General features: G+C 56.1%; 15 protein-coding genes and 1 pseudogene. 5 read left to right on the forward strand and 11 right to left on the reverse strand.

Features of this window, described 5'->3' with window-relative positions; all coding sequences use genetic code 11:
- Window positions 1–199 precede the first annotated feature (199 nt).
- The 4 genes from ACR0B8_RS08030 to pdxR all read right to left on the reverse strand — a co-directional run bounded on the left by ACR0B8_RS08030 (window position 200) and on the right by pdxR (window position 5,609).
- Window positions 200–1,201, reverse strand: a complete 1,002-nt coding sequence (locus tag ACR0B8_RS08030; RefSeq protein WP_170359367.1) for a HupE/UreJ family protein — start codon at window positions 1,199–1,201, stop codon at window positions 200–202.
- Window positions 1,198–2,019: a peptidyl-prolyl cis-trans isomerase gene (locus tag ACR0B8_RS08035; protein WP_170359370.1), complete on the reverse strand. Its 822-nt coding sequence runs from the start codon at window positions 2,017–2,019 to the stop codon at window positions 1,198–1,200. The genes ACR0B8_RS08030 and ACR0B8_RS08035 overlap by 4 nt, the downstream gene beginning before the upstream one ends.
- A 126-nt stretch (window positions 2,020–2,145) precedes the next feature.
- Complete coding sequence (locus ACR0B8_RS08040) at window positions 2,146–4,065, reverse strand: DUF3604 domain-containing protein (RefSeq protein ID WP_480658441.1); 1,920 nt, start codon at window positions 4,063–4,065, stop codon at window positions 2,146–2,148.
- Between the two features lie 140 nt (window positions 4,066–4,205).
- Window positions 4,206–5,609, reverse strand: a complete 1,404-nt coding sequence (pdxR, locus tag ACR0B8_RS08045) for a MocR-like pyridoxine biosynthesis transcription factor PdxR (RefSeq protein ID WP_480658439.1) — start codon at window positions 5,607–5,609, stop codon at window positions 4,206–4,208.
- Between the two features lie 93 nt (window positions 5,610–5,702).
- On the opposite strand from pdxR, the gene ACR0B8_RS08050 reads away from it, so the two are divergent.
- The 3 genes and pseudogenes from ACR0B8_RS08050 to ACR0B8_RS08060 all read left to right on the forward strand — a co-directional run bounded on the left by ACR0B8_RS08050 (window position 5,703) and on the right by ACR0B8_RS08060 (window position 10,455).
- Window positions 5,703–6,353, forward strand: coding sequence for a pyridoxamine 5'-phosphate oxidase family protein (locus ACR0B8_RS08050; protein ID WP_170359376.1), 651 nt, complete (start codon window positions 5,703–5,705; stop codon window positions 6,351–6,353).
- 9 nt (window positions 6,354–6,362) lie between these two features.
- Window positions 6,363–7,133 (forward strand): annotated as a pseudogene (locus ACR0B8_RS08055) (pyridoxine 5'-phosphate synthase).
- Window positions 7,134–7,269: 136 nt separating this feature from the next.
- The gene (locus ACR0B8_RS08060; RefSeq protein ID WP_170359380.1) at window positions 7,270–10,455 is read left to right on the forward strand and encodes an ATP-binding protein; all 3,186 of its coding nucleotides are present in this window, start codon (window positions 7,270–7,272) and stop codon (window positions 10,453–10,455) included.
- An 18-nt stretch (window positions 10,456–10,473) separates the two neighbouring features.
- Here the strand turns inward: ACR0B8_RS08060 and ACR0B8_RS08065 are convergent, their stop codons facing one another.
- Both ACR0B8_RS08065 and ACR0B8_RS08070 read right to left on the reverse strand, forming a co-directional pair.
- Window positions 10,474–12,708, reverse strand: a complete 2,235-nt coding sequence (locus ACR0B8_RS08065) for a CHASE2 domain-containing protein (protein ID WP_170359382.1) — start codon at window positions 12,706–12,708, stop codon at window positions 10,474–10,476.
- Window positions 12,709–12,814: 106 nt separating this feature from the next.
- Window positions 12,815–13,687, reverse strand: coding sequence for a FecR family protein (locus tag ACR0B8_RS08070; RefSeq protein WP_170359384.1), 873 nt, complete (start codon window positions 13,685–13,687; stop codon window positions 12,815–12,817).
- 700 nt (window positions 13,688–14,387) lie between these two features.
- Between ACR0B8_RS08070 and ACR0B8_RS08075 the strand changes: the two genes are divergently transcribed.
- Together ACR0B8_RS08075 and ACR0B8_RS08080 are read left to right on the forward strand one after the other, a co-directional pair.
- On the forward strand, window positions 14,388–14,660 hold the full coding sequence (locus ACR0B8_RS08075) for a type II toxin-antitoxin system HicB family antitoxin (RefSeq protein WP_226688825.1): 273 nt from the start codon (window positions 14,388–14,390) through the stop codon (window positions 14,658–14,660).
- Between the two features lie 458 nt (window positions 14,661–15,118).
- A complete protein-coding gene (locus ACR0B8_RS08080; RefSeq protein ID WP_226688826.1) occupies window positions 15,119–16,123 on the forward strand; it encodes a hypothetical protein in 1,005 nt (334 codons plus the stop codon).
- A 709-nt stretch (window positions 16,124–16,832) separates the two neighbouring features.
- Here ACR0B8_RS08080 and ACR0B8_RS08085 read toward each other — a convergent pair.
- The 5 genes from ACR0B8_RS08085 to ACR0B8_RS08105 form a co-directional block, all read right to left on the reverse strand.
- Window positions 16,833–17,492, reverse strand: coding sequence for an FMN-dependent NADH-azoreductase (locus tag ACR0B8_RS08085; protein WP_226688827.1), 660 nt, complete (start codon window positions 17,490–17,492; stop codon window positions 16,833–16,835).
- Between the two features lie 95 nt (window positions 17,493–17,587).
- Window positions 17,588–18,859, reverse strand: a complete 1,272-nt coding sequence (locus ACR0B8_RS08090; protein ID WP_226688828.1) for an amidase family protein — start codon at window positions 18,857–18,859, stop codon at window positions 17,588–17,590.
- Complete coding sequence (locus ACR0B8_RS08095) at window positions 18,856–19,743, reverse strand: polysaccharide deacetylase family protein (RefSeq protein WP_226688829.1); 888 nt, start codon at window positions 19,741–19,743, stop codon at window positions 18,856–18,858. The genes ACR0B8_RS08090 and ACR0B8_RS08095 overlap by 4 nt, the downstream gene beginning before the upstream one ends.
- Before the next feature lie 15 nt (window positions 19,744–19,758).
- Window positions 19,759–21,270: an amidohydrolase family protein gene (locus tag ACR0B8_RS08100; RefSeq protein WP_480658435.1), complete on the reverse strand. Its 1,512-nt coding sequence runs from the start codon at window positions 21,268–21,270 to the stop codon at window positions 19,759–19,761.
- On the reverse strand, window positions 21,260–21,943 hold the full coding sequence (locus ACR0B8_RS08105; protein ID WP_226688831.1) for a DUF1989 domain-containing protein: 684 nt from the start codon (window positions 21,941–21,943) through the stop codon (window positions 21,260–21,262). Before ACR0B8_RS08105 ends, ACR0B8_RS08100 begins: the two co-directional genes overlap by 11 nt.
- Window positions 21,944–22,020: the final 77 nt, after the last annotated feature.

Raw genomic sequence — 22,020 nt, forward strand, 5'->3', positions numbered from 1 at the left:
CAACCAGCGTCAGAAAATCTCAGAACAGCCCGGTCACACTACAATTGATCCCCAAGATCAATCGCTTAACACACTCAACCCGTCAGAACCACAAAACAATGGGGTGAGAGGCAATAACCTCATCCAAAACAAAGCTTCAATGCCGGAAAACCAAATACACTCAATAAGACTGTTGACCTCAGCCTCTGGGACCAAAAGCCTAAAACCCACTGACACGCTCGACCAGCCAATAGACCGACACGCTGCCGATGACATAGCCAGTGATTGGTCGGGTAACCCCGCTCAGCCGTGATGGATTAAAGCGCGCCACCTGACGCCACAGAAACATTCCTACTGACAGGCCCGCAATAAAGGTAAGTTGTCCGGCCTCGACCCCAAGGTTAAAGGCCAGAAGTGCAGCTGGGATATCCTGAGAGGGCAGGCCGATCTCGGACAGGGCACCGGCGAAACCCAGCCCGTGTAGCAGGCCAAAACAAAAGCAGACAATCCATGGGTATTGCTCGGACAGTCTGATCTGCCCTTCTTTGTGTTTGAGAATTTCCAGGGCCAGGAAAACGATCGACAGGGCAATCACCGCTTCGACCGGGGCGGCAGGAACGTGCAGCACCCCCAGCGTAGCTAATGCCAGCGTGATCGAATGCGCGACTGTAAAGGCTGTCACTGCGCCGACCAGCCGCCACGGATCGCGCACCAGAATGAACAAGGCGAAGACAAACAGTAGGTGGTCCCACCCTTCCAGGATATGCTCGAAGCCAAGCCAGAAATAGCTGATGAAAACGGACCATGTGGTCGGATCTATTGGCAAAGTCAGGGCCGGCTCTTCAGGTGTGAACCGGAGGGTGGCAATTGCAGATTCCAGTGGCTGAACGCGCAGAAGGACATCGTTGTTTTGTCGTTCGAGGCCCCGGATTGTGACTGTTTGTCCTTCGATCTCAGCCCCGCATTCTGCAACCCACGAGGACACCCAAGCAACCGAGTCGAAGATCGGCGGTGGACCGTGCGATGGGGTGCAAGCTTCGGGCAGGATCGCGTCAATCCTCATGGGTTGGCCGTTCACATCCGGTATGCGCCACATCACTTGCCAGGTGCCTGGCGTCAATTGGCGGAGGTCCAGATATCCGGGGTCAAGCGCGTGTGCATTGCCGGACTTTGGGGTGCAGGCCAACCAGATCGCTATTATCAAGCAAAACAGGGCCCTCATTCACCGGACCCCGGTGTTTCAACCCGGTACTGCGCGGCAAGAGTTTCGTATTGCGCCTGCGCCAGTTCCTCGGCCGTGTCCCGACGCCATGCTATCAAAACCGCATCGCGAATGTCCGTAAGTGGCGGCAGATATTCGGGGCGCGTTTCGGTGACACGGACCAGATGCATCCCATATCCCGATTGAATCGGCCCGGCCCAGACGCCCGGTTCTAATGGGACCAGCGCAGCCGAAAACCCCAGGCCAAATGCGGCATCGACGGCGCCGGGGGGCGACAGCGGCATTGATCGAGGCATCAGGGATCGTACACCAAACTCTGACCATTCCCTGCCCGCCGTTAGTGCGGAAAGCGCGGTGTCCACATCCTCGGGCACCGGCTGATCGCCCAGATACACCTGATCGAATGCCTTCTGCCAAGGTTTAGTAAAACGTGCCGGGTTTGCCGCGACATAAGCTTCAAGCACAGCATCTTCGGGGTCTACCGAGGCGGCGATTGCATCCGACAGGAAATCCATCTTTTGTGCCAACCGTGCCCGGATTACCTGATCCCCGCGATCCAACCCCAGGTTGCGCGCCTCGCGCACCAGGATTTCCTCGCGCACCAGGGCGTCGATCAGCACCTGCAACTCTACGTCATTGGGCGGGCGTTTCCAGGTTGTTTCAAAGCGGGTGACCAAAAGCGTGACATCAGCGTCGTCGATAACAATTGCATCACCCCGTTCAGCGCTTTCGTCCTTTGGGCCCACTATGGCAAACCAGCCAAAGATGGCGGCTCCGATCAGAATAAAGTGGAGCAGGGGTTCTTTCAAAATATGCATGCTTAGTTCCGAAGACGCTTTCAGACCCGCCTTAATAGTAGTGGCGGGTCCTTGGATAAGTCAAACAGACTGCAGAATAATTACGCTTATATTCCAACGCAGTGGTGGTTCTTCGAAAAAGGCCATTCACCCCGGAGTGTACCAAATCGGTGAGGAATAGGCGCGTTCCTGATGTATCAGTTGTGCGTCTTCTGGCAGATCAATGCCAAACCGCAACTTGTCGTATAGCAACCAACGCGGGGTGGGGATTTCCAGAACCCTGACGTAATAAAAGGCCCGTTCATTCGGGTCGAAATCCGGGTCGGACCAAACGGTGATCAACTCGGACGCGCCGATGGTATTGCTCCAGCTCGCGGTTTCCACATCCACAGTATTACCGACCTCGGGTAGGTTGCCATCTGCATCCTGTGACCGATCATCAGACCAGGCGACATTATAAACCTTTTCCTGCATCGCCCCGTCTGCATCCAGCCATCCTTTGACGACCTGAACCCGATCCAGATTTGCACCGATCGGGTCGCGCAAGGCACCAATCAGGAAATTCGGTGCGCCATCCCCTTCGCGCGGGCGCAGGTCACCACCCATGGGTACGCCTTTCGTGTAACCGACATCCGCCAGCAAGCGCGTCTCAAGGTCGCCCTCGTCAAACGCCCAGCCTCCAAAGAAACGCAAACCGATCCGAGGACCGGTGGTCGCATAGGTTTCGCGGCGCTTGAACGCATCGAAAATGGCTGAGCGTGTGTTGTCGGTGGCCCAAACGGCAGTGTAGCCAGAAGCGACCAGCAGATCGCCCGGTATCTCGCCCAGCTCATTGGCAATAAAGGGATGTTGTATCCGGGTGGGCGACGGTTCCACACTGACAGATTTGCCGAAAAAGTTGTCTTCTTCGGCGGTTGCCAGCGAAGTATGGCTGTCAGTCGCGCCGCCCATGCCGAATTTATAGGGGTTCACGCCGAACTTTTCTTCAAGCATCAGGCCGCGCTTGAGGGCTTCGCGCGCATACTCGCCCGCTAGCATGTCCTCGGTTTTCAATTCGGTGATATCGAGGTTGCCAATATCCCAGTTCTCATAGTCGGCAAAGGGATCATCCGGGCTGAGATACGGGTGGGCCTCGCCGTCTCCTTTGATTTGCGTGACCTCGTAGTGAGGCTCCCACTTTGCGCGGTTCTGGACGTATTCTTCGTCAACCTGTCCACCGTGATACGTGTCTTCGGTTGGGAACATCCAGCCGTTTGATAAGTTGCCGTTGTGGGCGAAAGCCACCGCCCGGCCACCGGTTTTGGCTTCGTAATCCTCCAGCCAAGAATAAAGCGCTTTGGGATCGGTGTTGCCGTAGGGTGGCTGTGTCACCGGCGGAACAACCTGCAATGCGCGGATTGGTCCGTCGCGCAACATAACATTCCGGTGCAGGTTGAAGCCCTTGGGCACCGAGGTCCATTCGAAACCGATAAACGCGGTGAATTGACCGGGATCGTTGTGCCGCTCCGCGGCCAGGACGATATGTTCCCAGGTGAACGCAAAGGCATCGGCCCCCGGGCTGTAGGACTCCAGCAAAATTTCCGGCAGCGTCATCTGAGAAAAATTTGTGATAATATCGAAGGCTGCTTTACCAGCTTCTTCGCCACCGGCCTTGTATCCTTCGTACCATTCCAGGCCCTTGGGGTCTGAGATCACGCCGGGTTTGCCAGCTTGTAAGTCAGGGGCAAAACCCATCAGGTCAGTATGATCGGTCAGCACCATCCAATCCAGCGGTCTGGCCAGTCTTACTGGTTGCCCGGTGGAGGAAATCACCTGCTCGCCTTTAGCAAATCGCCATGCGTCGTCAGGCAGCAGCGTGTTGCCGAATGCGCCCGCATCTAGTGACAGCCCCGTATGCAGATGCGTGTCGCCCCAAAGCGGGCGCTCCGGGAAAGTGCGGTTGGCGTAGGGTGAAAAGGGACGCTCGGCAAAGGTTCCCTCGGCGGCTTCCTTGGTGGGAACGGCATCGGCAATAGCGCTTGCCGGGACAGAGACCAAAGTAAGTAAGCAGACAGACAGTCGAAGCATGTGAACCTCCCCATTCACAGAGTTCGCGGATTCAGCTTGTGAAATACTGAGAATATATATTCTTATTTGACGATATCATGTTGTGTGCTTCACGTGTGAAAAACTTTTTGACTATTATCCAGTAGGCAGCATGGCTTGCTTCAAAGTGGCAGCTGTATAAGAGAAGCCAACCGATCCGCCGCGTCCGAAAGTGTATCTTCGTCAAACGCCGCGTACCCCAGCAGTAAGCCCTGCATCTTTTGCGGCAACACACATTGGTCAGACAGCGCGCTGATGCGCAGTCCGTTTTCCCCGGCCCGCTGGCTGATTTCAATGTCGGACATTCTGTCTGCAAGTGCCGCTCGAAGTGCTACGCAAAGATGCATGCCCGACGAGTCCGGCTGAAGCTCCAGTAGGTCACAGGCGGGGGCGAGCGCGGTGAGCAGATGGCTCTGACGTCGCGCATAAACGCGTCGCATGCGTCGTAAATGCATAGCGAATTCACCGCTGTTCATGAATGTCGCCAAGGCGGGTTGCGGGATCAGCGAGGCGCGTGGTCCCACACGATCAAGATAGGTCCGCGTGCTTTGCAGCATGCGTTTGGGCACAACCAGATACCCGATCCTCAGTGCCGGGCTGACGAGTTTTGAAAAGCTGCCAAGGTAGATCGTGTTATTGAGGACATCCAACCCCGAAAGCGATGGCAGAGGTTGCCCCCGATAGCGGAATTCGCTGTCGTAGTCGTCCTCGATCACCACCGCACCGGTCTGTCTGGCCCAATCCAGCAAGGCGACCCGGCGGGGCAAGGGCAGGCTGACCCCTGTTGGATAATGCCGCGAAGGCGTGACGATAGTGGCATGGGCCTTGTCTGGAAGGCTTGTCACATCCAGCCCGTCCTGATCGATACGTACTGGGCAGGCTAAGTTTCCTGTATCCCTCAGAATCGCGTGAAGTTTCGGCCAGCATGGGTCTTCGATCGCAACCTGTTTGCCCGCACCAAGCAGCCCGTGGAATATAACCTCGAAGGCTTCGCGCGCGCCCGAGGTGATCACAATCTGCCCCGGATCACAGGACAAGTGTCGCCACGCGGCAACGTGGTCCGAGATGGCCGCGCGCAGCGGATACCAACCCAAAGGGTCCGCTCGCGCCAAAAGCTCGGGTGTTGGGTTGCGCCATGCGCGTTCAAGGTGGCGTGCCCATTGTTTGTGCGGCAGCAGGGATTGATCCGGCAGACCGGTTTGAAAGGGCAGCCATTTCTGGGTCTTTGGACCCGCCGGGCGGGGGATGGGCTGCGGTTGCGACAGGTGGGTGATCTCGCTGGCCACAAATGTGCCGCTGCCTTGCCGGGTGACCAGATACCCTTCGCTGATCATCTGGTCATAAACCGCCTGAACCGTTGTTCTGGATATCGACAACTCGGATGCCAGTGTGCGGCTGGCTGGCAGCCGCGTCCCGACCAGGTCAGAGGACTTAGATATGAGACCGCGCAGCGCCTCAAGCAGTTGCGCCTGAAGCGAGGTCTTCAGCGATGCATCCACCGAGATCGCAAAAAGATCTCGATTCAAATTGGCCTCAGGAAAAGTTTTAAAACTGGACATTTGAAAACATCCAATACTCGGGCACTACAGTCATAGCAAGATCAAACCCGAGCTATGACCATGAACGAGACTTTGAACATCACCGACAGATCCCGCCTGCGTCGATCCCATGAGCGGGGGCATTTCGACCGTGCCACCATCAACAGTATCCTGGACGCGCAACCCATGTGTAGCGTGGGTTATGTGATTGATGGCAAGCCCTTTGTCACTCCGACGTTGCAATGGCGAGAGAGCAATCGCATTTATTGGCACGGGTCCTCGGCCAGTCGTGCGCTGCGCAATTCTCGCGATGCGCAGGTTTGTCTGTCGGTCGCAATTCTTGACGGGTTTGTCCTGGCTCGGTCCGGTATGCATCATTCCGTTAACTCGCGGTCGGTCACGTTGTTTGGCACCGCGGTCAAGGTTGAAGACCCGGCAGAAAAGCTGGACAAGCTAGGCAGGTTCGTGAACGGCCTGTTCCCGGGGCGATATGAAAGCCTGCGGCCCGATCACGCGCAGGATCTGAAGGCAACAATGGTGCTGGGCATGGATATATCGGAAGGCAGCGCCAAGGTCCGCACGGGCGGTCCAAATGACGAGGAAGAGGATTATGATCTGCCCATCTGGGCCGGGGTCATTCCCGTTCACACGTCGGTTGGTGATCCTATTCCTGATCCCCGAAACATCGATGGCGTGCCGACGCCCGAACATGTGCAATCCTTTCGGCTGTAGGGCAGGGTGATGACGGACCTTTCGGTAAATCTGAATGTTGCCGCCCTGCTGCGCAACAGGCGAGAGCACCCCTGGCCGGATTTGATAGGTCTGGCAAGGATCGCCTTGAACGCGGGCGCGGCGGGCGTGACGGTGCACCCCCGCCCGGATGAGCGCCACACCCGGCCCGATGATGTGCGCGGGCTACGCTCCATGCTTGACGCGGACTTTCCAGACCGGGAATTGAATGTCGAAGGCTATCCAGATGAACGGTTTCTGTCGCTGGTTCAGCAGGTGCGCGCGGACCAGGTGACGTTGGTTCCCGATGATCCGGGTCAGGCGACAAGTGATCATGGTTGGGATTTCCCGGCGCAGGGCGCGATACTAGCGGATGTGGTTGCCGGGTTACAGGCGAACGGTCATCGCGTATCCCTGTTCTGCGACCCCGAGGCAGCGCACATGCCGCATGCGGCGATGACCGGAACAGATCGGGTTGAACTTTACACCGGCCCGTTCGGCGGATCTTAAGACGACCCAGTGGCCGAGACGCAGGAACTTGACCGTCTGGCCGCTGCAGCGACCGCGGCTGCGGCGCAAGGGCTCAAGGTCAATGCGGGCCACGATCTGACGGTCAGTGGCACGCGCAAACTGATCGCTCGGATCCCGTCGATTGCCGAAGTGTCCATCGGGCACGCGTTGTTTTGCGATGCTCTGAACTTTGGAATGACTGAGACGGTTCGTCGGTATCTTGGGGTCTGCAGCATCCCTCAGGCAGATGATCTGTGGGCGGAAACTGTCTGAAACAGACAGGTGTCGCCGACTATGGTCGCACCCGGCTTTGGTCGTGACATTTTCACTGCTATTTGAATAAGCCTTTGCGGCAATTCATCTGCAAATACTGGCGAGCCTGGATTGGCTGTAGTACACCTTTGCAGGTATGGGGAAGATTGCGGATAAACCTAAGCGGGAACAAGCAGATAGCGAGCAACGGCGTCAGGTCACGGTGCTGTTTGCCGATATGGTCGGCTACACCGCAATTGTTGCATCGCTTGGGGAAGAACAGGCGTTGGGCTTTGTTCGGCTGACCTACGATACGCTGGTCCGGGCGGTCGAGGCCCACGGTGGAACGGTGCGCGATTTTGCTGGCGACAGCATAATGGCGCTGTTCGGCATTCCTGACGCGACCGAAGATACGGCACTGCGGGCCTGCCGGGCCGCTATGGCGATCCATGCGGCATTCGAAGCGTCCGCCGCGGATATCGAAGCGCGTTTCGGCGTGCGCCCGAAGGTGCGTGTGGGGATCAGTTCCGGTACGGTTCTGATGGCGGCTGTCCAGGGCGAGAGCGGCCCGACGACTGCTGTGGGCAGCACAGTGAATCTGGCCGCGCGGCTTGAAAATCTTGCCCCGCCGGGTGGAAGCCTGATCTGCGACACCACACGGGGGCTGGTCCAATGGGTGACCGAACTTGGCTTTTTCGGCGAACATCAGATCAAGGGTCTGTCCGCGCCGCAAAAGCTGTGGCAGTTGCAGACCGTTCACCCCGACGCAACCCGGTTCGACGCATCAGTGGCGCAAGGGTTGAGCGGCTATGTTGGCCGAACAGATGAACTAAGCACGATCTCCACCGCGCTGGAGCGGGCGAAAGACACCCGGTCCGTGATTGACCTGGTTGCCGAGCCGGGGTTGGGCAAAACGCGGCTGGTTTTCGAGTTTCTTCATCGCCTACCTGCGGACGAGGTGTCGGTCCTGACGGGAAACTGCTTTGCCGATGGCCAGCAGGTTCCGTTTCTGCCCTTCCTGGAAATCACGCGCAATTCATTTCTCATCACTGATGCCGACAACCCGCAGCGGGTTCGGGCCAAGCTTGAGACCGGGTTAAAAACATCCGGGCTGTTCACGCAACAGAACCTTGGGTTAATGATGAACTTTCTGGGGCTCACGCCGCCCGAGGGGGTTCTGGACGGTCTCGACGGTGTTCTGATCGGTCTGCGTATTCGCGAGTTGCTGACCGAGCTGCTGCGCCTGAAATGCGCGCGGGGTCAGGTTGTTTTGCTGATCGAAGATGGTCATTGGATCGACAGCGCGTCAAAGGACTTGCTGGCGAATATGATCGAGGCTCCGAACTTGTCGAACCTGCTGATCATCCAGACACGGCGACCCGAATACACACCCAGTTGGCAAAACATGGCCGGGGTGACAACCGTGGCGCTTCGCCCGCTGAGGGCCGAAGACCTTGCCACGCTGGCGCAAAACCGTCTTGGGGTGGACGCTCTGCCCGATGGGTTGGCCGAACAGCTGGCTGACCGTGCCGGCGGTAATCCACTATTTGGCGAAGAAATCTTGGGCTTTCTGCTGGATCAGGGAGTTTTGCGCGTCGAAAATGGCCGCGCCCATATCGAAGCGGATATCAGCGACAGCGGGCTGCCCGTCACCATGCGCAGTCTTTTGACAGCCAGAATTGAACGACTTGATCCCGAAGATCGCGCCTTGCTGCAGGCTGCAGCCGTGATTGGTAGGCGTTTTGATCCCGGTCTTTTGTCCCAGATCACCGAGACGACCAAGTCAACCGGCGCCACCCTACAACGGCTGCAAGCGCAGGATGTGCTGTACCGCGAGCCGAACTCGTCGGATTATATCTTCAAACATGTTCTGCTGCGGGATTCGGTCTATCAAAGCCTGGTTCTGTCCCGCCGGTCCGACCTGCATCTTGCCATTGCCGAGGCGTTGGTGATGCGCAACGCCAACCGGTTGCACGAGGCCGCCGAGGTGCTGGCCTTTCACTATGGACAGACCGATCGGGCAGATCAGGCGTTTCACTACAGTGCCATGGCTGGTGATAAATGCCTCGGCGTTTATTCACTGGACGAAGCCAACCGGTACTTTGTGGACGCTCTTGAGCTGTACCAAAACGACCCAAGTTGTGCCACAGATGCAGAATTTGCCGGATTCATGGCCAGTTTTGCGCTGTGTTCCAATATCTCACTGCGGGTCAAAAAGATTATCGAACTAGCTGGGACAGTGCGTCCGATCCTGCAAAAGATCGGTGACAGTCAGGATCACGCGCTGTTCCTGCACCATTATGTCTCTTGTCTGGTCTGCAATGGCAAATACCACGAGGCGCATTGGGTTCAACAGGAACTTACAGACATGGCCAGTCGTCTGAATGACCCGGCCTCCAAGGCGTATGCCATGGTGAATGAGCTTTCGGTCTCAATCTATCACGCGCCGATCGACAATGACCGTTTCGAGGCGCGAAAACGCGAAGTCGAGGCTGTGCTGGAACAGATCGACGACGCCTATATCCACAATTTTTATCAGGCCACTGTTGGGTGGAACGAACTGACACGGGGGCGGGTGGCGCGGGCGCATGCCGCATCAGATCGGATGATCGCCTTGGGAAAAGCCAAAAACGACCCGCGTGCGCTGGGCTATGGAACCGCCATGAAGGCGCTGATCGCGATGGTCACCGATGATCACGAACTGGCGCTTGAAATGGCTGAGAAGGCGCGCAAAGCATCAAAGGTCGAATTTGAGCTGGCCATAGCCGAAGCAGCCAGAGTAGGAGCCATGGTGCCGCTGGAAATGCCAGGGGCGACTGAGGTGGTTCAAAACCACATCAAGGCCTGCAACGAAAAGGGGTGGACGCTGTTCACCTTCGGGCCCGCGGCGATGCTGGGGGTGGCCTATGCGCTGAACGGTCGGATCACGGACGGGTTGCGCCAGATTGAATGCGCCATTCAGAAACGTACCGACGAGGGCACTCAGATATCCGCTGACTGGGCCCGTCTGTTTCTGTGCGAGATGTATCTGGCCATCCTAACAGGTGAAGGCGGCGGTTCGCTGGGGGTTCTGTTTCGAAATTTCCGTTTGATTTTTTTTGTTATGCTGTTTGGAAAAAACCGTCTGATCGCGATGGTCGAGCAGGTGCGCAAGAACCCTCAGTTCGACCAAAAGGGCCACTATATCGCGCGCTGTGATATGATCATGGGGCTGCTGTACAAGGCGAAAAAAAACAAGGCGCAGGCTATCGAGCATCTAAGCCGGGCCCGCGTCATCGTCGAGTCTGCAGGGCGATCTCCGATGCTGACACGCATTGATATGGCGTTGGCGGAAATGGCATAGCCCATCCATTCGAACTGCTCAGGCTGATGGTTTTCGGGCGCGCCTTTGGTGGCTGAAGATCAACTGATTGGATTGGAAATCCGACCGGAAATCGGCGGCCCTGCCGGACAGCGCGTAATAGAACTTCATCAATCCGGGTTCGATATGGTGGGCTTGTTCGATGCAATCCTCGCATATTCGTTCAATCCGAACCTGAGGGTGCCGGTCCCGAATAGCCGCGATCAGCCTTTGGTGGGTTGTTTCCAATTTCTGAAATTCAGGGGTTTCCAGTACGTCTTGATTGCCAACCAGCACGAAAACGGGTTCCAGGTCAGTTCGTCCCTTAAGGTCGACATACCCGGCCTCAAGCATCGCCATTTCGTGCCGCGTTTTCTCATACACCGAACTTGAGACAACGATGTCATAGTCCACATGGCGGCAGCTTTGTTCGATCCGTGCGGCGACGTTCACCACATCCCCGATGACGGTATAGTTGAACCTGCGCTTTGACCCGATATTACCGACGCAGGCCCGACCCGTGGCGCAACCGGTCGCCAGCGCAATCGGCGGCCGCCCCTGCATGACGTCCGAGGCGTTGAACTCTACCAGCGCCCGTCGCATCAACAGCGCCGCCTTTGCGGCACGGCATGGGTGATCTTCGACCGGCAGGGGAGCGTTCCAAAACGCCATTACCGCATCGCCGATGAATTTGTCTATGGTGCCCCGTTCCAGCAATATCTGGTCGCCGATCTGAGAAAAAAGTTGATTCAGCAAGGTGACAAGATCGGTGGCCGAAACTGACTCGGACAAAGGCGTAAAGCCTCGTATATCCGAAAACATGACGGTGATCTCCTGTGTTTCACCGCCCAGTTGAAGCTGATGCCCAGACACCTCAATTTCGTCCAGAATCTCGGGCGCGACATAGTGGGAAAAGATCTGTCGGATCACACGTTTTTCGCGCTCGGTCGAGATGAACAGATAGCCCGCCAGCAGGCCGAAATTAGCCATGCCCCCCATCAGCGGAAAGGTAACGTCGAACAGAACCAACTGGTGCTGGAATGCCAGCCAACTGATGCCAAGGACAACCGCCGCAGCAACGCCACCTGCAACAAATGACGCAACCGCCCCGAACCGCGCCATGACGGCCGTGACCACTACGCCAAGAATGACGAAAGACAGCAGTTCGAGCGCCGACGTCACATCCGAGCGGCTTAGCATTTCGTCGGTCAGGACCTGTTCAAGAATTTGCGCATGGATCGACACGCCCGGAACAGATTCACCCAAAGGTGTCTGGTGCATGTCAAACAATCCGGCGGCCGACGTGCCGACCAGAATGATCCGCCCTTCGATTTCGGCGCGCAGATCGGGATTGTCCTGTGGCTGCATGATATCATCAGCTGACAGATACAGGTCCGGGTTATCGCGCCTGTATCTGACCCAGACCTCGCCGTTTTCGGTGGTTGGCAGGCGGAATTGACCAATCTCGACCGCCAGCATGATACCGGCCTCATCCGGCATGCCTTCGGCAATGATGACGGGTTCGTCTATGGCAACCCTTAGCGCCTCAATCCCCAGCCCCGGCAGCGCACCATCCGGCCCGCCCCACAAAATAGGCACGCGGCGCACGATGCCCATACCGCCAAGGGGTGAGACATTGACCCCTCCGATGCCTGCTGCCGTTCGATCCAGCGGTGAGGCTGGTGGGGTCCAATAAGGAACAGTAACCAGCCCCGAGGTCGGCGATTCCCCTATTTCGATGATCCCGGCCATCGGCGTAACGTGCCTGCCGTCGCTGGATTGTCGGGCTGCCGCGCCCAATACAACCGGCCAATTGGCGATCTCCATTCCGAACAGCACGTCATGGTCCAGCTTCTCGGCGTGGCGCTCAACTGACAGCACCCCAGAGAGCGAGGGTTCTTCCAGCAACCGCGCAGGCGAGAACCTGTCAGGTTCGACGAACAAAATGTCAAAGGCGATAGCGGCGGCACCATATTCGCCCAGGTTCTGGACCATCTGTGCCAAAAGGGTTCGGGGCCAGGGCCATTGCCCCCAGTTTGCCAGCGACTGTTCGTCGATATCCACAACGCGGACAGGCAGATCAGGGTTGTATTCGCGTGGTGAGATGCGTTGCAGAATGTCGAAATAGATCAGCCGCGTCATCCGCACCGGATACGGATCGAGAACCCGGATAAAACACCCGAAAAGGATCAGGCCCAGCCCTACCAGCTGGAAGGCCCGCCGCCGCCCTGTTCGTTCTTTGGGCTTCCCGGTCACGTTTGCCTCCGAATGTCGTGGTCAGCCCGGACGGACCTGAACGGGATGTGCGCATTTTTCTGCGGCAACGACTGATCTGATGTCATGCAGCGGGGCCTGTGTTTGCTCAACCGCCGCTATTGCCGCCGTTACCGCCAGTGGTGCCACTGCCGCTACCGCCGCCAAATCCCCCTGTTCCGCCACCACCAATCGTGCCACCGCTGCCTGGCCCGCCGCTGCCGGAACCGCCGCCGATCGAGCCGCCACTGCCATCGCCACTGCCGCTACCGTTTCCGACATTACCGCCACTGCCGTTGCTGCTGCCAGTGCTGCTGCCGACGCTGCCGCCATTGCCGCTGCCGACGCCGACGCTGTTTGACGGGGACGACCCGGAGGCCCCAGCGCTTTGAACCTCACGCGGTCCCCAGTCAGGGCCTGATGCAGGGACCTCTGATCGTTGCGGCAGAGGTGGCACGGCGTCCCTGCCGCAGCCCGTCACGTCTGTTTGCAATGGAATCAGCAATTGCTCTTGTGACTGAACAAAGGGGAACCCTTCTTTCACCGCTTGTTCGTAACTTTCCTGATCGACAGAGCGCCCGATACGTCCACTCTGTGTGGTGGCGAGAAGGTTGCATTTGCGCCCGGTCTCTTGGCAAATGCCGTTCTGACCACACATTTCTACCCGGCCCTGTAAAATCAGCATGGCGCTTTGCGCGCCGGGCGCGACCCATATGTCAAAAGTCGTTCCGCGTACGGCCATGGTCGCAGTGGGCGTTTGAATCGAGTAGGCGCGCTTTTTACTTTTGCCAGAGATAAAGCGAAAGCTGCCGCCAAGGGCCTGAACCGCGAAGTTCTTGGCCTTTTTGTTGCCGCGCAGCATTGTCACATCCAGTGTCATCCGAGCATTCGGGCCAATCGCGATCTTGGTTTCATCGACGAAAACCAACTGAACCAGACCGCTGCCGTCGGTGGATATGGAATCGCCAGATGCAACTTCCATCCCTGTTCGCAACGGCTGCGATTTCCCTGCGCGTGTTATTTCAGCGCCTTGTTCGACGCCGATGACTTTTCCTATGTTGGCTAAGGCCTGCGAAGGCAGAAGCAAAACACAACAAATAACGAGTAACGATTTCAACCAAGCCAACCTAACGTCCTTCCCCCACAGATAGGTACTGAGCGCATCGCGCCCACCGCTCGGTTTGCCCCTCAATAAATTCGTATTTTTGAATTATACGCTAATAAATCTATACAAATATGCCTTATAGCCCGTGTATTTGGCAAGTTTTCAGTTCAGAGCGCGTCATATTGAGTAGTTTGAAGAATTCCTTCGCGCAATTACGACTGCTTATATCCGTCTTCAAGAGCGTCGAAATTTCGCTGATTGCGTGTGCGTTTGCGACGAATTTGAGAAAAGTGAGCAAGGCATAGAAAATCGCCTTGTATCCGGGTGACAGGCAAGGATATACCCGCCAGCGGAGACGTGGCCGAGTGGTCGAAGGCGCTCCCCTGCTAAGGGCCGCGCCACTTCAAAAAATCCCATTAAAATCAAATGTCTAAGTAAAGCGCGCACCGCGCCTGCACCCGTTTTGCACCAACTCTCGCGCGCGTCGCGATTGTCACGCGGGGCGCGCCAGAAAGAACCCATCCAAACACAAGGAAGGGTTCAAACATGTTCAATCGAAATCCGCCTCCAGCGCTCAATGCACCCACCTCAGAAAGGCCGCGCCTATTCCGCCTATGACGTGTGTTTTCCAGACGTACCGAACTGCTTCGCCGCTGCCGATGAGTCGGGGGATGTTATCGAGAACGCCATTTCGGCACTCGATTACTATTTTTCGGATCTCGATGATCTGCGCGTGGCGCGCGACCTCCAAGCCATTCGCGTTGAGGTGGCTGAAGAACTGACAGAGGGGGCCATCTGCTCTCTGTCCCATTCATACCGCACGACACAATCAAGGTACGCAAGAACGTGAGTGTCGAACGGGACCTGTGGAATGCAGTCGAACAAGCGGCAGTAGTGGTGACAATCGGAAGTGTTTCTGCATTTCTGGAATTGGCCGTACGTAATGAAATCTTGTTTCGCCAAATTGCTTCCGCGGACGCAGTGCGTCGGGCTTACCAAAAATCGAAATCATTCTATCTCGCTTTCTACGCAGTACACTGCGTGGCTTCTGTCTCCGTGTGCTAGGCCCGCTCCGATTTGCTTGTTGGCCCTATGGCATCTGCTCTGGTTCGGGCGGGTACAACGCGTGCCGTTGCAGAATGCGATCGACAAGATGGACCGGACATTTCAGGAATGGGGCTGGTAAGATGGTTTGTCAGGATTGCAACAGGGGCGAAGCTATCAACCGAGAATTGCATATAAATGCCTTAACTTGATGATAGTTTGCCAAGTGTAGGCACAACGACCCCTGTGGAGAGAATTATTGCTATGAAGAGATTACTGGCACTCATTCTGGTCATATCGAGCTGCGGGAAGATCCCCGAAGTGTCATCAAACTACTACCTTACCAAGACCGACATACGGGTCGATGTAACTCGGTCTGTAACATGCAACTCACTTGATGAGTTGGTTGTTTTGAATTCTGTTGCTCCGATTTTAACCAATTCGGCTGATACTACCTCACAGCACGTCTTGGATTTTCAGCAATTTTCGGGTCCGTTTTCGGATCCTGATGTCAAGGTCCAGTTTTTTGAGGATGGAAGATTAAAGAGCTTAAATTCCACACAGACTGGAACGGCGAAACAGGTAGTTGAGTCAGTTTTGACCGTAGTAGCAGCGGGACGATCACGAATTCTTGACAAGGAAGATGGAGAGGAATTCAATGCTTGCAAATACATTGAAGATAAGAAGAACAAAAACACTGGCCTTCTGACACTTCAGTACTCGAAAGAGTTGACTGTTCCCAGCACCAATATCCAAGAAATCAAACCAGTTGATGGCAGTCTCGTTCATCACTTGAAGCTTGAGAAGCACCTAGGAAACTTGTTCACTCGCATAAGCGCGGCGAACTATTCGCGACTGAAACATCCAGTGGACAATAACAACGAAGATCAGACCAATGTATTGATCGCCCGGCAACTTACACGGGTCAACTTTGCTGTACAATCTGATCTCAAGGGTGAAAAAATCTGGGAAGGCGCCGCGTTGATGGCATTGCCGGGCAACGAATACGGCATTCCAATTCCCCGCAAAGCAGCTTTTGGAAGCCAGGAGTTGGTGATCGAATTTGCGGACTCCGGGTCGCTGGAAACGCTTCGATATGCCGCGAAATCAGGCGCTGGGGACGCTGGTGCGTTGGCTTCGGCGGTCATTGATGAGGCTCAGGGATCGACCGTAACCGAGCAAGCAAATGAATTAAAAGCTGAGGCTGATCTGATCAAGCAAAGGCACCGACTAACAGTATGCCAAGCGGACCCTTCGAAGTGTCCATGAGTGCCCGCTTCCGGAAGCGGGCTTCAAATTCAATCTTTGGAAAACGAAATCTTCAGAAGTTCTACGAAATGATCAGCACGACGCAAGCAGAAACAGCCCGAGGCCACCGATATTGGCGATGTAAAGAACAAATTTGCCACTATCGCGGTATTCTAGAGCGCGTATCTATGCCGCCCGGCGGGTCCGGCTAGGTTAAATAACCGGCGAAAAGACTGTGTCTGAAATCAGTGAGGGATTGTCTTGAAGGCAAGCCGAGACTGCACGGCAATTCTGTAGAATACGCCTGGAGGGCCTGAATGAAGGTCGGGGCGAAAGTAAAGCTATTTTCTAACGTATCGCAGATGAGAGGGCATATCGCATCGTTTGCTAGTTATACGAGCTTTTTTGCTGCTTCGAAGATCAACGATAAGGAGTGAGCGCCGGCTTTGCGGGACAAATCTGCCGTTCAAACGCAGCGTAGCAATTTCCGCTTTCGAACCAGGAGTTCGAATAAGGGGATGTTGATTCAAGAAATTGGTAAAAACTGTCTGCCAATCCGAAATGAAGGTTTACAACTACATTCGCTGCCGTTTCGTATCTTTAGCGACTTGAGCCACTCAGGTAAGGGCGCAGGACACAACCACCTGCCTCACACCTTGAGCTGTGATCAGTTGGAAATGTAGAACCTGTTCATTTCATCAGGTTCTACTTTCCATAAACTGGCTAACGGTTAGGCAAGCTCACGCGCAATGTGACGAGCCTGGGACTGAGCTGAGGCGACGGAAGCTTCGTGACGCTCATCAGCGAATTCCTGGTACTCGGCCGCAGCTTCGAACATGCGTTCTGCGCCCAGGTACTTGCGCAATGTGCTGATATGCGCAGAAAGGTGACCCGAGTCATTGCGAATCCCACCGTCCTCAAAACCGAATTCGCCAGCCGATGTCAGCAGCACCAGGGTTTTTCCGGACATGATCGGTTCCAGAGGGAAGTCGCCACGCGCCAAATCAAACGTAAATGTCTTGTTGATCCGGATGATCTGATCAAACCAAGCCTTAAGGGCTGCGGGCATGCCGTAGTTGTACATGGGCGTCGAAATCAGCAGGATGTCGGAGCGGTCGAGTTCATCAATCAGCGTATCAGACAAGCTGACCAAAGCGCTCTGTTCAGGAGTGCGTTCCTCTTCTGCTGTAAAGACGGACGCGATCCAATCGTTAGAAATGAAATCTGGCGGGGTCATTCCGACGTCACGCACAATTATTTCAACGTCGGGATCAACCGTTTTCCACTCTTCCACGAAACTGTCCGCCAAAGCGCGGGAAATGGAGTTATAGGCCGCAACAGGGTTGTCGGTGTGGCGCACGCTGGCGTCAATTCTCAGGATTGTGGTCATCTTGTCACCTAGTCAGTTTGCAATGAACCATTCAAAGGTGAAGCCAGTGACGCGCAGGTACAAATGAAGAGAATTCTGAATGGAGTGAAATGACCTCAGCCATCTCCAATCGCTGAAAAAATCTTCTCCAGATAAGACGCCGTCGCAAGTACATCCGCGTCCCTGTTTGCTCCGCCGCTCAGGGATAGGCTGACCCCCGGTCTCCGTTCTCCAAATTGAATGGAAATTGTTGGGGCATTGAGGAAAGCGGCTTTCATCGATACCGACAGGATAAGGGCGTTTTCCCGTGCAAAGACCCCTTTATCGCGGGTCACAGCCAGAACCGACGGCGGGTTCGACGGCAATGTCGGGTAAAGCAACATCTTCCCTGCCAGTTCCTTGCCAAAGTCCAGGATGAGGGCCCGCCGGATTTCCAGCAAGGCCTGCAGATCTGTGCCAAGGATTGAAGCCGCCTGAGCAAGGCGATCCTGCACATTTGGGTCCAGTCTGGCCTGCCGGTCTCCGACCAAACTTGGCAGAAGACGAAAGGCTTCGGCACTCACCAGCGTTCCGCAGGTTTGGAAGACCTCCGTGACACGAGTGAAACTTCGGATATCAACCCTTTCCAATTCGACGCCATGCTCGGACAAATGCTGCAGGACCTGTTCGTACATTGCCTTGATTTCAGGGGTAAATCCCACGAGGGCATCTTCCCTCAGGCACAGAATTTGACGGCATGAGTGCCCGGTTTCTTTGCAATCCGACAAAACGCGATCCACGGCGCATATTTTACTGACTTTCAAAGCGAGTGAGCCTGGCGTATCCAAGGAAGGTGCCAGAGGTAAAATCCCAGCGCCTTCGTAGCGGTCCATGGTTGGGCGAAACCCCACCAAGCCCTGACAGGCGGCCGGAATGCGCACGGAGCCGGAGGTATCTGTGCCCAAGGCGATGTCGGCCAAGCCCAAGGCAACGGCTGACGCCGATCCGCTCGAGGACCCTCCAGGCACCATTGTGCTATCCAAAGCATTCAGAGGGGTGCCGAAATGCGGATTAACTCCGAGCCCGGAGAAGGCGAACTCCGACATGTTCACATGGCCCAGAATGATCGCGCCCGCAGAACGGAGCCTGGCCACGATTGGAGCGTCATTGTCTGCTGGTTGAGGATCGATGGCCAAAGACCCCGCATGGCTTCGGAGCGCTTGCACGTCGATATTGGCCTTCACCGCAAGAAACTGGCCGTCCAACGGGCCAAGCAGCCTTCCTTCGGCCTGCCGCGCGGCGGCGGATCGAGCATCCTGCAACAGTCTATCTGGCGCAACGCTAAGGAATATCTCGCGATGCGCGTCGAGCGAATCCAGGAAGTCGCGCGCCCGTTGAAGGATATTCATGCCGTCAGAACCGGAGTCTGATAATAAGGCAGTTCTTCAACCCGTACGCTTTGCCGGTCTGCCTTATATTGCATGCGCACGTGCTGCGCGATCTCTCCGAGAGTCGCGAACCAGACGTTACCCCTGTTCAAGATAGATTCCATCCAGTCTTCCACCTGCCGCCACCGCGCCAAACGCCCGGTCAGGAACGGATGCCAGATGCCGATCCAGAAGCCACCTTCTTCGTATTGGGCTTCGAATTCCTCCCAAAATGGGGTCAGCCCGGCGCGTGGCCCGGCGACGGGCATCATGTAGCCAATCTCCTCAAAATGGGCGAATTGCGGCCAGTCGTCGGTCCCCCAGTGCGATGGAAGTTCGACCAAAGTCCGGCCGCCGGATCGCATGAGGTATGGCACATCATCCGCCATCAGCGAACTGTCATAGTCGAATTCATGCTTGTTCAGCAGGTCGATGACGGCTTGCGTCACATTGTAAACCGGTGCGCGATAGCCTTTTGGCACATTGCCCAGAACCCGCTTATGCGACTCCAGCGCGCGTTCAAACCAATAGGTTTGTTCAGACGCGCTGTGGTTTGTCGGGTCTTCGTGCAAATAGCCATGATGACCGATTTCATGACCATCTTTCAGGATGGCTTGCATAGCATCTGGATATTGCTCCACGACCCATCCGGGGGCGAAGAAGGATTGTTTCAACCCGAGACGCTTGTAGGTTTCTAGAATCCGAGGGATGGCAACCGTCGGCCCGTAACGCCCCATGGAGATCGGATAGAGGCGATCATGCCCGTCGACCGGCTTTGCGATATGGATCAGGCTGTCCGCATCGATATCAAAGGTGATCGCACAGGCGCATCGTGCGCCGTTTGGCCAGATTATTTTCTTCTGCATGGTCTAGCTCCTCTGTCACAATTGCGGGGCGTTGTTCGTCAGCCAATCGTCATACCAGCGCTGCAATGCGGATTTGACGGCGGCATATTCGCTGGCACTCAGCCTTTGATCCGCGGCGCGCTGCATGCCGTCGGTGATGTTTTGAAGAATTTTCTTTTCGTCGCACCTTTTGGCCTCGCCGTGCGAAACGGCCAGTTGTCCGCCGTTGAAGACGCTATAGATATCCGTGGATTTTGCCGAGCTGACCAACAGCTCAACCGGATCAATGCCGGGGTCCAGCCAGGGACCTTCAAGACGGTCCAGGCGCAGGATCACAAAGTCGGCGCGTTTGCCGACGGACAGGCTTCCGATGCTTTGATCCATTCCCATCAAACGCGCGCCACCCATAGTGGCCATGTCGAAAACATCCTTCGCGGTCAGGCTAGGGTTCGCCCGATCACTTGACCAATAAAGGCTTTGCGCCAGACGCATTTCGTCGAACATATCGTCATCACTTGCCAGGCTGGTCCCATCCATCCCCAGTGCGAGGTTGATGCCCATCCGCTTCATCAATGGCGCGGGTGCAATCCCGGACCGCAGCCGCAAATTGGAGCTAGGATTGCACACGATATGCGCGCGCGCCTCGGCCACTCGCGCCAGATCTTTTTCGTCCGCCCATACCATATGCGCCAATGATAAGCCGTCAGTGAGCAGGCCAGCTTTGCCCAACTCTGCGATGGCACCCTGAAAACTCCAGGCTGTAGCCGACAGGTGTTGCAACCGAGACTCCTCGGCATGGGTGTGAATGCGCTGGCCGCTTTCGCGAACCTCCCTGGTGATGTCGCGCAGAGTCTCTCGGCCCGTCCAATGCGGTGCCGTGGGACCAAACCACACATCAGCGCATTCAGAAGCCGCGTATTCGCCATGCATCCGGGACAGAAGCCGCACTAAGCTTTGCGGTTCAATACGTGTGCGCGCAACGTGCTGGCGATGCAGTTTGCATCGCAGAACCTCTGGCAAAGTGGTCAGAAATGACTGGCTTTGCCCATATGGATGCACAAGCTGGTTGTGCCATCTCTCGCCCGGCGCGATGGCACAGGACAGGCCAAGCCCATTATATGCAGCGATTTTGTCCCTTATCTTCGCTTCAGCAAGGGCCGCGGTCTGACCCGCGGTGCAGGCATCCACAACAGCCGTTACCCCATTCTTCAGCAAGCGCATTGCCGAGTATTCGGTGGCGAGGCGCGGCGCAACGTCGATTGTGCCAGCGGAGGCGAAAATCCAAGGCTCTAATAGGTCATCCCGTATCCCTTGGTTGATTAGGTTGACCCCATAGCAATGGTGATGCGCATTCACAAACCCCGGCAGGATCGCCGTGTTTGTGTCCAAGTGCACCCTTGCGCTGGGATAACGTGACTTCAATACGGCCAGAGGCGCCAAGCCACCTATTCTGCCGTCTAGAACATAAAGCGCGAAGTCGTTGTGACTGTGAAAGGCATCTTCGATGATCCAGCGGGCAGAAAATATGTCGCCGCCATCAGCCGTCATGAACAACAAATTCCAGCGCGCTCGGTTTGCCTTTGTCCCCATTGACTGGAGTGATATCCTGCGGGCAGGCCGACATCACGGCGTAGACTGGCATCTCAGCTTTGAAGGTCATGCTATTCCCCGGTTTTGACACTGGGGCAGCCCAGGAAAGGCTGCCATCAGGGTGAACTGGTACGTTCATCCACAGATTGAAGGGCGCTGGCACATGCGGTGCTTTTTTCCCGATAGCAAGCAAAGCCTGCCTCAAGTTGTCGGCGCAATTGTCGTGATAGTCAGTGACGCCCAATTGCCTGTACCGGTTGGCATCGCAAGCTGCGATCGTTGTGTCATGAACACCCGGCGATGTGTCTTGGGTCAGCGTCAGAAGTGGATTGCGCAGATTGCTGACCAACCTGTCACCGACCTTTGGGAAAACAGAAAGAAGATCCGTATGCACATGCGGCATAGACAAATATTCATGCAGCTCTGCTGCATTGAACGCCCAGAAATCGCAGACTTGCCAGCCGGTCGGGTTGGTGATGGTCAAAGTCTGCCCAGCTTCCAAACGCGCCGCGACACCGCAACGTGCTGGCACTGTATACCGTTCTGCAATGACCGGGACGCCGTGGGCAGAGACCGTGCTGTCCAGAGTTTGATTGAAACCATCGGGTTGGGAAGGGTCAAAACTATGCATGCGCAAGAACTCCTGATTAGGGGTTCAGAAACGCATGCTTCTCGGCAATTTAGAAATGACAAAAATTCAAGCGACGG

This window comes from Ruegeria sp. BH6, assembly GCF_056538105.1.